Origin of the sequence: Halalkalibacter alkaliphilus, assembly GCF_023555415.1 — a bacterium.
Classification (GTDB): domain Bacteria; phylum Bacillota; class Bacilli; order Bacillales; family Bacillaceae_D; genus Halalkalibacter; species Halalkalibacter alkaliphilus.
Map to the genome: position 1 here is coordinate 225912 of NZ_JAKRYL010000002.1, position 11492 is coordinate 237403.

General features: G+C 38.1%; 15 protein-coding genes and 1 other RNA gene. 13 read left to right on the top strand and 3 right to left on the bottom strand.

Going from position 1 to position 11492, the window contains the following annotated elements:
* The first annotated feature begins 328 nt into the window (after window positions 1–328).
* From MF646_RS02675 to MF646_RS02705, 7 genes are all read left to right on the top strand, one after another.
* Window positions 329–682 (top strand): CotD family spore coat protein, encoded by a 354-nt coding sequence (locus MF646_RS02675; protein WP_250094948.1) that lies wholly within the window; start codon window positions 329–331, stop codon window positions 680–682.
* Window positions 683–744: 62 nt separating this feature from the next.
* Window positions 745–1314 (top strand): SLOG family protein, encoded by a 570-nt coding sequence (locus MF646_RS02680; protein WP_250094949.1) that lies wholly within the window; start codon window positions 745–747, stop codon window positions 1312–1314.
* Window positions 1315–1391: 77 nt separating this feature from the next.
* On the top strand, window positions 1392–1703 hold the full coding sequence (gpsB, locus tag MF646_RS02685) for a cell division regulator GpsB (RefSeq protein ID WP_250094950.1): 312 nt from the start codon (window positions 1392–1394) through the stop codon (window positions 1701–1703).
* Between the two features lie 11 nt (window positions 1704–1714).
* Window positions 1715–2104: a reverse transcriptase-like protein gene (locus MF646_RS02690; protein WP_250094951.1), complete on the top strand. Its 390-nt coding sequence runs from the start codon at window positions 1715–1717 to the stop codon at window positions 2102–2104.
* Window positions 2105–2173: 69 nt separating this feature from the next.
* Window positions 2174–2564, top strand: an RNA gene (gene rnpB / locus MF646_RS02695) — RNase P RNA component class B.
* A 122-nt stretch (window positions 2565–2686) separates the two neighbouring features.
* A complete protein-coding gene (locus tag MF646_RS02700) occupies window positions 2687–3829 on the top strand; it encodes a THUMP domain-containing class I SAM-dependent RNA methyltransferase (protein ID WP_250094952.1) in 1143 nt (380 codons plus the stop codon).
* 1213 nt (window positions 3830–5042) lie between these two features.
* The gene (locus tag MF646_RS02705) at window positions 5043–5306 is read left to right on the top strand and encodes a DUF2564 family protein (protein ID WP_250094953.1); all 264 of its coding nucleotides are present in this window, start codon (window positions 5043–5045) and stop codon (window positions 5304–5306) included.
* 53 nt (window positions 5307–5359) lie between these two features.
* Here MF646_RS02705 and MF646_RS02710 read toward each other — a convergent pair whose 3' ends face one another.
* A complete protein-coding gene (locus MF646_RS02710; protein WP_250094954.1) occupies window positions 5360–5668 on the bottom strand; it encodes a HesB/YadR/YfhF family protein in 309 nt (102 codons plus the stop codon).
* A 142-nt stretch (window positions 5669–5810) separates the two neighbouring features.
* Between MF646_RS02710 and MF646_RS02715 the strand changes: the two genes are divergently transcribed.
* From MF646_RS02715 to MF646_RS23150, 4 genes are all read left to right on the top strand, one after another.
* A complete protein-coding gene (locus MF646_RS02715; RefSeq protein WP_250094955.1) occupies window positions 5811–7328 on the top strand; it encodes a carboxypeptidase M32 in 1518 nt (505 codons plus the stop codon).
* A gap of 71 nt (window positions 7329–7399) precedes the next feature.
* Window positions 7400–7699 (top strand): hypothetical protein, encoded by a 300-nt coding sequence (locus tag MF646_RS02720; protein WP_250094956.1) that lies wholly within the window; start codon window positions 7400–7402, stop codon window positions 7697–7699.
* Between the two features lie 146 nt (window positions 7700–7845).
* On the top strand, window positions 7846–8181 hold the full coding sequence (locus MF646_RS02725; RefSeq protein WP_250094957.1) for a hypothetical protein: 336 nt from the start codon (window positions 7846–7848) through the stop codon (window positions 8179–8181).
* A gap of 21 nt (window positions 8182–8202) precedes the next feature.
* Window positions 8203–8328: a hypothetical protein gene (locus MF646_RS23150; RefSeq protein WP_275980179.1), complete on the top strand. Its 126-nt coding sequence runs from the start codon at window positions 8203–8205 to the stop codon at window positions 8326–8328.
* Between the two features lie 17 nt (window positions 8329–8345).
* Here the strand turns inward: MF646_RS23150 and MF646_RS02730 are convergent, their stop codons facing one another.
* Together MF646_RS02730 and MF646_RS02735 are read right to left on the bottom strand one after the other, a co-directional pair.
* The gene (locus MF646_RS02730; RefSeq protein ID WP_250094958.1) at window positions 8346–9056 is read right to left on the bottom strand and encodes a YwaF family protein; all 711 of its coding nucleotides are present in this window, start codon (window positions 9054–9056) and stop codon (window positions 8346–8348) included.
* A gap of 37 nt (window positions 9057–9093) precedes the next feature.
* Complete coding sequence (locus tag MF646_RS02735; RefSeq protein WP_250094959.1) at window positions 9094–9762, bottom strand: 3'-5' exonuclease; 669 nt, start codon at window positions 9760–9762, stop codon at window positions 9094–9096.
* 233 nt (window positions 9763–9995) lie between these two features.
* On the opposite strand from MF646_RS02735, the gene MF646_RS02740 reads away from it, so the two are divergent.
* Window positions 9996–10994 carry an NADPH:quinone oxidoreductase family protein gene (locus MF646_RS02740; protein ID WP_250095060.1) on the top strand — a complete coding sequence of 333 codons (999 nt, stop codon included), beginning with the start codon at window positions 9996–9998 and terminating at the stop codon, window positions 10992–10994.
* Between the two features lie 101 nt (window positions 10995–11095).
* Window positions 11096–11446 carry a hypothetical protein gene (locus MF646_RS02745; protein WP_250094960.1) on the top strand — a complete coding sequence of 117 codons (351 nt, stop codon included), beginning with the start codon at window positions 11096–11098 and terminating at the stop codon, window positions 11444–11446.
* Window positions 11447–11492: the final 46 nt, after the last annotated feature.

Sequence of the window (11492 nt, forward strand, 5' to 3'; positions counted from 1 at the left end):
CAACATCGTTTTTGTAAGTATATGTAATGTAAAAAAAGTAATTGTCAAGACGTTCAGAAACGATTACAATATGTTTCGGTAATTCTTTTTAAGGAAATGAGTGAACAAAATGTATCGTGCTATTTTAGTATTATTTTTTGTAATGATTGGCTTAACTTTGTTTATTATGAGTGAAATTCGTGATTCGGCTCTCTTTCTCTTATAGACAGAGACCCAAACCATTGGTTTTAAAGGGATTAGGCGGTTAATTAGGTCAAACAACTAGTACAACAAATACTTTTGTAACATAGGTTAATATTGACTCAAATAAAAAAGGAGGAATTAACTTATGTTTTGCAAACCTAGACCTAAAGTTTGTAAGCTTCCAACAACAACTCAGGTGATGCCTGCACAAGTAGCACCTACTCAACATCAAGTTGTTGATAAGACGTGTGAGTATATCGTGCCACATGTATATCCATCACACACTCACTATAATACAAATCACGTTTATAAACATGTTGCGAGCTTCCCGCATACAACATCTCAGAGTCAACAAATCTTTCACCAGCAATTCGCACAGCCAACTGCTCCAGGCTTCGGCCCAGGATTTGGTCCAGGTGCAGGCCCAGGATTTGGCCCGCAAGCAGGACCAGGCTTCGGTCCTCAAGCAGGCCCAGGATTTGGCTTCGGCAGACGTTAGTAATGATGAAAAAAGAGCGAACTGATATCAGTTCGCTCTTTCTATCAGGAAGAGGCGATAAAATGAAAACCATTGCCGTTTCAGGATACAAAGGGCATGAACTAGGAATTTTTGATCAAAAGCATAAAGGAATCCATTACATAAAGAAAGCACTAGAACATCGCTTGCGTTCATTGATTGATGAAGGGTTAGAGTGGGTGATTATTAGCGGTCAGCTAGGAGTTGAATTATGGGCAGCTGAAGTCGTTTTTACATTGAAAGATGAATACCCACAGTTGCAATTGGCTATCTTAACACCATTTCTTAATCAAGAAGAACGTTGGCAAGATGCAACAAAATCATATTACCAAGACATCGTTAGTCAAGCCGATTTTGTTGATAGTATTACGAAAAGACCTTATGACAATCCAATGCAATTAAGGCAAAAAAACGAATTTATTATCGCAAAAGCAGATGGCTTGCTATTGCTTTATGATGAAGACAAGCCCGGGTCTCCAACATTCTATTTAGAAGTGGCTAAAAAGCGACAAGCAAGTGAGTCTTTTCCTGTATTATTTATTACACCCACAGATCTCGACTTATTAGTTCAAGAAGAACAATTCGACAATTTTAGTACAGAGTGGGAATCGTAATTTAAATTGACAAGAAGGCAAACTTTTGGAAAAATAGAGAGTAAAGCTGTTCATACACGTGGGTAGAGGTGAGGGAAATGAACCAACAAAACATTCGCTTTACGGCGAAAGAAATTCTTGAAAAAGATTTTAAAACAAGCATGAGAGGCTATAACCCAGATGAAGTCGATAAGTTTTTAGACGCTATTATACAAGATTACGAACTGTTTCAACGAAAAGTTGAGCTACTAGAGCAAGAAAATGCACATCTTAAACGGGAAGTAAAGAAGTTATCTGATAGGTCTCAGCGTCAAGCACCAACTCAAAACGTTGGCAGCACAAATTATGATATTCTTCAACGATTATCTAATTTAGAGAAGAAAGTTTTTGGCAGTAAATTGTACGAGTAGGAGATTAATGAATGATCGACGTTTATATTGATGGCGCAAGTGCCGGAGACCCTGGTCCTTCTGGAGCGGGTATATTCATTAACTACAAAAACGGTCAGGTTGAAAATCATTCCGTCCCACTTGGACAAATGTCCAATCATGAGGCGGAATATGAGGCTCTTATAATTGCGCTTGATTTATGCATTGATCGTGGAATCAAGATTGCCTCGTTTCGGACTGATTCAAAGTTAATTGATGATGCACTTGAAAAACGCTACGTAAAAAACAAACGATTTCAACCGTATTTAGAAAAAGCTATCTCTCGAATTGACGAATTCGAATTGTTTTTTATGAAATGGGTGCCAAGCAACCAAAATAAAAATGCCGATTCTTTGGCAAGGCAGGCCATTCGAAAAAATTGAAATAATTTTCCTGTTGAAACTTACCTTTTTTCAAGGTATACTTATTTTTGTCGCTTAAGACAACGTTAAACATTCAGGTAATCGCTGCACGCTTGACGTGTAGAGGAAAGTCCATGCTCGCACGGGCTGCGATGTCCGTAGTGATCGTGCCTAGCCAATCAATAAGCTAGGGTAGTCTGGTTTTGACTGGACTAACGGCAAGGTAAGCACCTACGTCATTTGATATGGTGTGATGCCTTTGAAAGTGCCACAGTGACGGAGTCCATTTGGAAACGAATGGAGTGGAACGAGGTAAACCCCACGAGCGAGAAACCCAAAATATGGTAGGGGCATCTTCTTAAACGGGAATTGAACTGTTGAGAAGGACAAGGGAGAGATCCCTTGTAGATAGATGATTGCCACCGGAGTACGAGGTTCATCACCGTTTGCAGTACAAAGGTACAGAACATGGCTTATCGAATGTTTAATGGATGATTTTCTTACAGAAAACCCCTTTTAGGGGCTTTTTTTATTTTTGCGATGTTTGTCATCAGAAGTTTGAAATCGTATAATAGAAGCACTATGTTTGGTAAGGAGTACATAATGGAAAAAGTGACATTAATTGCAACAGCAACGATGGGGCTTGAAGCTCTTGTTGCACGTGAAGTAAAAGATTTAGGATATGAAGATGTGCAAGTTGATAATGGAAAAGTAACATTTACAGCAGATGTATCAGCCATTCCTCGAGCAAATTTATGGCTTCGAACAGCGGATCGGGTCAAATTAAAAGTCGGAGAATTTAAGGCGTATACATTTGATGAGTTGTTTGAAAAGACAAAAGCCTTGCCATGGGCAGATTTAATCCCTGTTCATGCTGAATTTCCGGTCATTGGTAAATCGGTTAAATCAAAGTTGTTTAGTGTATCTGATTGCCAAGCTATTGTGAAAAAGGCTGTTGTTGAAAGTATGAAGAAGCGTTATAAGCGAGGCTGGTTTGATGAAAATGGACCATTTTATCGGATTGAAGTGGCTCTTCATAAAGATGTGGCAACGCTAACGATTGACACAAGTGGAACAGGGCTTCATAAACGCGGGTATCGATATTTACATAATGAGGCTCCGCTTAAAGAAACATTAGCTGCAGCGATGATTATGTTAACGCCTTGGAAACCAGATCGCCCTTTTGCTGACCCATTTACAGGATCAGGAACGATTCCGATTGAAGCAGCCATGATTGGACAAAACATTGCTCCTGGCTTTAATCGAGACTTTGTATCGGAAGATTGGCATTGGATTGGAAAGGATCGTTGGAACGAAGCGCGTCAAGAAGTGGAAGATGTAGCTAAGTATGACCAGCCTCTTGATATTTTAGGTGCTGACATCGATCATAGAAGTGTTGAGCTTGCAACGAACAATGCAATGGAAGCTGGATTCGGTGATATGATTACGTTTAAACAAATGCAAGTAAAAGACTTTAGGCATCGCGGCGAGTATGGCATTCTTGTTGGAAATCCACCGTACGGTGAACGTCTTGGGGAACGACCAGAGGTTGAGCAAATGTATAAAGACATGGGAAAAACCTTTCAATTGTTAGATACATGGTCGATATATATGCTAACATCTCATGAAGGATTTGAAGAACTATATGGGAAGAAGGCAACAAAGAAGCGGAAACTGTATAATGGAAACTTAAAGGTTGATTATTACCAATTTTTTGGACCGCGTCCACCGAGAAAAAACGACTGATCTAATGGCTAAGTAAAGTAGCTGTCTTAAAAATGGAACAAAGGTGGCAATGACTATGTGTCAGGTGAAACCGCTTCTCTTCAAATAATGTAGCGACTACACTCATTGCCTCTTTGATGTTAAGTGGAAGATATTTATAGCATAAGGGTGTTTGAAATGCACCATTCTATTAGTGAGGGGGCAGGAGTCCTGCAACCTCCTAAACCATATCCCATCAAGTTGATGTTGACATATACAATAGGAAGATAACGATCCAATCCAATCACAAATAGGTGATTGCAGCGACGTCGCGTGTACAGAGAGAAATCGTTTTAAACCACATTGTCATATGTAATATGATTCTTGAATATGATCATGGTATTTTGGGAGAAAGTTATCTTATTGACTTTCTCCTTTTTTTTTCATACATTGTTGTTTTTGGGTACGTGTTCTCCTTATGTTCGTTCCTTGCGCTCCCAGCCACTCGCTTTCCCGCGGGGAGGAGTCGAATGACTTCCGCTCCATTTCACAGCATCAATCCTTACGAAAACAGATTTATAAAAAAGAAGGGATGACCAACGCAATGTGGTCATCCCTTCAAACCAAACACCTTACTTTCTTTATTCTCTGCGGCCGTATCGATTATTACGTTCCATAGACACCCCTCGTTTCATTTATGTTACAAATAACACTCTTGAAAATCCTGGAATGTGTACAATAGAATCACCTCAAACATTTGAGAATCGATTAGCTTTACTAGTAGTACCCTATGCGGTCGTAACGATTATTGTCTTTCACAGACACCCCTCATTTCATTTATGTTATAAATAACACTCTTGAAATTTCTGGATCCTGTTCAACGCTATCACCTCATTAAAGGTTGATAAAATCGTTCACATACTATTTAGTAACTCTCTGCGGCCTTAACGATTATTGTCTTTCACAGACACCTCATTTCATTTTATGTTACAAAGAACATGTTTGAAATTTTTGGACTGTGTACAACGCAACCACCTCATAAGAGTTGATCAATCGTTCATCGAATTGATGAAGTTGGTGAATGGTGTGTGAGAAGCAATAACTGCTCCTCGGTTATTATGATGTCCGCTAAAGAATAAAATATTCTCCTCATTTCAAATTTTTTTTCTTACTTCAGTAAAAAGTATGATTTTGTAGGATATGGACAACCTGAAATTGAGGATTGTCATTTAGTTGAAGGAAGGGAGAATATGCTATGTCAGAACATTATAATCAAACGGGATTTAACGACATAAAACAAGTAGAGATGTCTGTACTGTCTGCAGAACATATGGTTGGTAAAGCAACACGAAGTATGGATGAGGAGCAGCTTGAGGCTGCAACAAATGCGTTAAATGATGCGAAAGCGCAGCTTCACAGAGCAATGGCTCATCAAACTGGTGTTGATCAAGCTTTTTTTGAAATGTCGCAAGAGCTGATAGCCAAAGCAGATCATCAACTGAAGGAAGCAAAAGAATAAGTATGTGCAATCAATAAAAGGACGCCCCTACTAGGAACGTCCTTTTTCTTCTCTTATATATTTTCAGGATGATCAAGTTGTTCGAATTTAGGATTTGAAAAATGTAAATAGCCTAAGTCTTCGTCATAGTCGATCGTCATTCCATCCAAATACCAAAAGTCATCTTCAGTTACAAAAAAAGTGATCCCATTTTTTTTGATCTTATATGATGTTGGGGTTGGATCTGCTTTTATCACACCTACAGAAAACCCACCAGATCCGATACCACCTACTCTTACATAAAGTCTAAGTGAATCCCCTTGTTTTAGCGGTATTTCCTTTATATATAATGTTACGGCTGAATCAGTAATCGTTACATGCAATGGTTTTCCCTCCTCGTAAAAACAATATCATAGCAGTCGACATTTTTCTATAATTTGATTTATCGTGCAGGATAAACTTATTCGTATAGCGAAATGACTAAGGATGAAATTTAATATTTGAGTAAAGGTGGGACATCCAAATATGACAGAACAAATACAAAATCTTGAGTCAGAATTTAGGCAGTATGTAAAGAAAATGGAGGACTACGGGCAAGCGCTAGCTCTATTAGCTTGGGATTCACGTACAGGTGCTCCGAAAAAAGGAGTATCACAACGATCAGAAGTAATCGGTACATTGTCATCAGAAGTATTTGCTTTGTCCACTTCTGAAGAAATGGGTAATTATTTAAAAGCATTACGTGAGGAAAGTACATATAGTAAGTTATCGGATATCACAAAAAAGACAGTTGACGAGTGCCATAAGACATATGAACGAAATGCGAAAATCCCGAAAGATGAATTTAGGGAATATGTCATGCTGCAGTCTCAGTCTGAGTCACTGTGGGAAGAGGCAAAAGATAAGGCTGACTTTGAATTGTTCCGTCCCAACCTAGAAAAATTAGTGGAATTTAAAAAGAAATTTGTTGGTTATTGGGGTTACGAAGGTCACCCATATAATACATTGTTAGATGATTATGAGCCAGGTGTGTTTGTTGATACGATTGACAAAGTGTTTGGAGAGTTGCGTGACCAACTGATTCCATTAGTAAAAGGGGTGATGGAGTCATCTCATCAGCCAAAGACAGATTTTCTTTTCAAGAAATTCCCTAAAGAAAATCAACAAGCATTAAGCTTAGATATTCTAAAAGAGATTGGCTATGATTTTGAAGCTGGTCGTTTAGATGAGACCGTTCATCCGTTTGCAATTGGGATTAACCCTAATGATGTTCGTGTAACGACTAAATACAATGAAGATGATTTTCGTGTAGCGTTATTCGGAACGATACATGAAGGCGGTCATGCTTTATATGAGCAAAATATTTCACAAGAATTAATCGGAACGCCGCTTGCTGATGGAACATCGATGGGAATTCATGAATCACAATCGCTATTCTGGGAGAAATTCGTTGGGAAGAATTTTGGATTCTGGGAGCGCAACTATGACTTACTAAAGAGCCATTCATCAGGTCAATTTGATGATGTATCTTTAGAGGATTTCTATTTTGCTGTGAATCAAGCGAAGCAATCGCTAATTCGTATTGAAAGTGATGAGCTAACTTACTGTTTACATATCATATTACGTTATGAACTTGAAAAAGCTCTTATGGAAGATAAGATTACGGTTGCTGAACTTCCACAAGCTTGGAACGACAAAATGGAGGAGTATTTAGGTATCCGTCCTTCTCATGATGGCGAGGGTGTTCTTCAGGATGTACATTGGTCGTTTGGGGCATTTGGCTACTTCCCTTCATACGCACTTGGATATATTTATTCAGCCCAAATAAAAGAAGCGATGGAGAAAGATTTCCCTAACTTTGATCAATTGGTGAAAGAAGGTGAGTTTGCTCCTATTCGTGAATGGTTAACGAATAAAGTTCACCAGCATGGAAAAATGAAAAAACCAGCTGAGATTATTAAGGATATTACAGGTGGAGGCATTGATTCTAAGCCGCTTGTTCGTTACCTAGAAGAAAAATACCGCAGATTATATAAGTTTTAGGTGGAAATGGTTGGATCTTAGCTTTTTTGGCAATACTATTGACACAATCTTTAGTTGGAGTGAAATAACGAATGCGTATAGTTGAAATGCATCCAAGAGAAGAGAGTTCAGTAATAGCTTTAGAGACGGATCCACAAACGTATTTTCATGGTGAGGCAAAAATTCTTGGTTTAACATTAGGAGAAAAGAAATATAGCTTCGTTTGTCACCAAGATGGTGTACAAGTAAAGAACAATGAAGTGAAAGCTCTTTATGGTCCAGCCATCGTTTGCGGTGAAGCGTTACAAGGATTATCAGAGCAAGAAGCAAGCCTCGTACAGCGATATATGAATGAATATCAGTTTGATTTATCCAATATATCCTTGCATTGAACTAGACTAGGTTATGCAAAAGGGATTGAACATGGAGGTGACGAAAAAGGGGATTGAACCTTTTGGGTCACCTCCTTCTTTTTTTGGCTGAAACGAATTGAAGAAATAGATCGTTTTATTATAAAAAGTAGGAAGGTGAAAAGGTGATGTTACCGTTAACGAAAAAGGCTTGGATCTCTTTTTTTAGTCCGTATTTCCCCCGAAAAAAGAATCAGGTCAGTTTAGAATCTTTAGTGAAAGAAAAAGCAAATTTATCAAGCGAAGTATGTAATGTAGAAGACCATTGGTTGTTACTTTGTAATAACATTTACGTTGATATAAGAGAGGCGTCGCTATTTGATGAAAATTTACGTGCCCTTGAGATTGATCAGATTAAAGAGGGGGATATAGTCGATGTATGGATAGAAGAGAATGAAGTGATTCGCACGTATCCAGCATTAGCTACCGCTCGTATGGTTAGGACCAAAAGTGACCTGCACTAAAATTGAAAGGAAAAACACGAAATGAAACGATTATGTTCTGTACTACTAATAATTTCTTTTTTAGCTTTTATGACGGTATTTACCTATATTGGAAGAGGGGAAGTCGTTCCTCTTTATACTGAAGAGATTGAATCTTCTCCACACTAAACAAAGAACATTCAAACTTACTTTAAACGCTTTTGTTTAATTAAAAAGGGAAGATAGAGGAGAAGAAACATCACCAAAGCAATAACTTCAAGGGAAAGAATATACCAAGGGTATGGTCCTAAGAAGTCAAGAATGCTCGGGTTTTGCGGTTTCCGAGCAAGAAACATATAATTGGCCCCCGTTGCGATATTAATAAAGAGTGCGATAAGGGCAAATAGGTTTAATACAATAAATGATTTAAAGACGGATCTAAGTGTAATGCTTGCTCCTTCTACCCACACCATATATAGGATGGCTAAGATAATAGCAAAATGGGCTATGAAAAAGTGTAGAAAGCGAAAGTGAGGAAATGTGTAAAATAATTCAGGTGTGATGAGTGCTTGCAAAGCCCCTGCCAAACCAAAAAAATAAACAATTTCAAATACAAAGCGCCTCTTCGTGATGAGCATAAATACACACAAATAGAGGCTTATTGTACATAGTTGTAAAGGTAAGTTAATCCGAATATCCCAAAGCCCTACAGAAATACTCCATTTTATGATACTTATTTCAGATAAGATTAAAGTGACAATAAGAATCCAGCGACCATATTTCCTTAAAAAAGAGGAATGCCGGAATAAAAAAAGCAAAAAAACGAGCACAGCGAAAAGAACTAACGTTGTTATATGGACAGGAGAAAGAAAGAGTGCATCGTTCACATAAGATCCTCGTTCAAATATAGCTGTCACACCACTCCTCCTTTACTAAACAAAGAATGTAGACGTATTAAGTCGGTTTATTAGACGAATGTAAGGCGGTCGTGCGTTCCTTCTTATTTTGTCTTTGGTCTGTATGGCGAAACCTAGATCGCTTATATTTTTTATATTGGTTAAGGATTTCTTTTTCGGACAATGTATTTTCTTGTAACTCAATTCTATCAATAAACTTAATAAAAAGTTCGGCTGTATTTATCGCATCATCAATCCCTCGGTGTGCTTTCCCTTTTGGTTCGATTCCTGCAATTTTCAAAGCATTTTTTAATCCTAATTGATTGTTTGGGTTTTGAGTTATTAATTTTCCGATCGGCTTTTGGATGTCATTGTAATTTCGTAGCCATTCTAGGTTTATCTTGTTTTGAGCAGCTTGATTAATAAAATGCGCTTTGTCGTCTTTTCCCCATGAACATAAATAATAGTCATCACCAAGCCAGTTAGCAAATTGTCGAATAGCTTCCTCGAATGATACGGCTTTATCTACATCCTCTTCTTTCATTTTAATGAACTTTCTTGTGCTTTTAGAGATGTGACCTCGTTTTGGTAAAATATAGAGCTGGAACTGGTCAATGATTTCTTTTTTCCCAATGTGAACTTTACATGCCCCAATTTCAACGATTTCACTAGGCTGACCTTTTCTAAATCGTTTGATGAGTTCCAGATCAAATATGACGGCTACCAACAAACATCATCCTTTCTTTATTCCTACTTATACTCTGCGCTTCAAAGACTATTTAAATGCAAATCATAGGCAAAGCATTTTCCTTTTATTATTATTGTAGATTGAAATTGATCTTCAGTCTTGTCCAAGCCATTAATTTGTCAAAAAAAGTGGAAGGAAACGCCAGTGCTGTTACAGAAGTAATTCTTATAGCAGTAGGATTATTTAAAATAAATGAGATAAGACAAGAGAGGATGAATGATGTGAAAAATCAGTTTCAAGCATTCGTTTTAGATATAGTAGACGGAAAAACAAAGATGGAAGTAAAGCAGTTATCACCATCTGATTTACATACAGGAGATGTGACGATTAAAGTTCAGTACTCAAGTGTAAATTTTAAAGACGGATTGGCCACGATTCCAAATCAAATTATTCAATCATATCCTCTTATTCCAGGAATAGATTTGGCAGGGACAGTGCTTGAATCCAAAGATGAACGGTTTTCTGAAGGGGACGAGGTCATTGTAACAAGTTATGAATTAGGGGTTTCTCATCATGGTGGCTTTAGTGAACTAGCACGTGTTCCGGCAAAATGGGTCGTTCCGCTCCCTGAAGGATTAACTCTTAAAGAAGCAATGACTATAGGGACGGCAGGATTTACGGCGGCTTTATCGATTCAACGTTTAGAGGAAAATGGCTTAACTCCTGATCAAGGCCCAGTACTTGTAACAGGAGCAACTGGCGGTGTAGGGAGTCTTGCTGTAGATATGTTAGCTAAGTTAGGGTATGAAGTTACTGCAAGTACAGGAAAAGAAGAGGAACACGACTATTTACGTCAATTAGGAGCTTCAACGGTACTTCATCGTAACGATTTAGTCGCAGAAGATAAAAAAGTGTTACGAAAGCAGCTCTTTTCGGCTGCGGTTGATCCAGTCGGAGGAAAAACGCTGGAATTTGTGCTTGCGTCACTGAAGTACGGCGGTTCTGTTGCTAATAGTGGATTAACGGGTGGAACGAAGGTCGAGGCGACAGTGTTTCCATTCATATTAAGAGGAGTAAATTGGTTAGGAATTGATTCCGTGTATTGTCCAATGAACACACGAGTAAAGGTATGGGATCGCTTAGCAACTGATTTAAAGCCGGTACATTTAAATCATGAAGTTGTTACAGAAGTTTCACTAGACCAATTACCAGAAGTGTTGGACAAAATTGTTGCTGGCAGCGTTCGTGGAAGGACAATTGTGAAGTTATAGTTGACTTGTGAAAAAAACTGGAATTTCACACATATTTCATTCCATTCAAGGTTAATTTACTTTTGTACCAATAACATCAAACCTTTAGGAGGAATGAAACTATGATTCAACAACCGAATCAAATGAGTTCAATGACATCCATGAACATGACATCAATGACAGGGCAATTACAGCAGATGCTGCACCAAATGCAGCAAATGGAACAACAACACGCTTCTCAATTAAAACAAATTACTAGCCAACTTCAACAGATTGCTCAGCATGAAGGGATGGCAAGTCAACAAATTCAACAACTTTCTCACATGTGTAACCAGTTAATACAAGAAAATCAGCGCTTATCTCAATCGCAATCTATGCATTCCATGCAATCTACTTCTATGCAACCAATGACACATAGTACGAATCATATGAATATGAATCATATGAATCAAACACCTAACCAATTTCAGTAACTCTAGGTGTTACATACCTTTATGTCATTTGATATGGTAAGGAGGT

Coding starts and splice junctions, on each gene's coding strand:
- MF646_RS02700 (WP_250094952.1), top strand. CDS start 2,687: ATGGAAAAAGTGACATTAATTGCAACAGCAACGATGGGGCTTGAAGCT.
- MF646_RS02725 (WP_250094957.1), top strand. CDS start 7,846: ATGTTACCGTTAACGAAAAAGGCTTGGATCTCTTTTTTTAGTCCGTAT.
- MF646_RS02720 (WP_250094956.1), top strand. CDS start 7,400: ATGCGTATAGTTGAAATGCATCCAAGAGAAGAGAGTTCAGTAATAGCT.
- gpsB (WP_250094950.1), top strand. CDS start 1,392: ATGAACCAACAAAACATTCGCTTTACGGCGAAAGAAATTCTTGAAAAA.
- MF646_RS23150 (WP_275980179.1), top strand. CDS start 8,203: ATGAAACGATTATGTTCTGTACTACTAATAATTTCTTTTTTAGCTTTT.
- MF646_RS02675 (WP_250094948.1), top strand. CDS start 329: ATGTTTTGCAAACCTAGACCTAAAGTTTGTAAGCTTCCAACAACAACT.
- MF646_RS02740 (WP_250095060.1), top strand. CDS start 9,996: ATGAATGATGTGAAAAATCAGTTTCAAGCATTCGTTTTAGATATAGTA.
- MF646_RS02705 (WP_250094953.1), top strand. CDS start 5,043: ATGTCAGAACATTATAATCAAACGGGATTTAACGACATAAAACAAGTA.
- MF646_RS02690 (WP_250094951.1), top strand. CDS start 1,715: ATGATCGACGTTTATATTGATGGCGCAAGTGCCGGAGACCCTGGTCCT.
- MF646_RS02680 (WP_250094949.1), top strand. CDS start 745: ATGAAAACCATTGCCGTTTCAGGATACAAAGGGCATGAACTAGGAATT.
- MF646_RS02715 (WP_250094955.1), top strand. CDS start 5,811: ATGACAGAACAAATACAAAATCTTGAGTCAGAATTTAGGCAGTATGTA.
- MF646_RS02745 (WP_250094960.1), top strand. CDS start 11,096: ATGATTCAACAACCGAATCAAATGAGTTCAATGACATCCATGAACATG.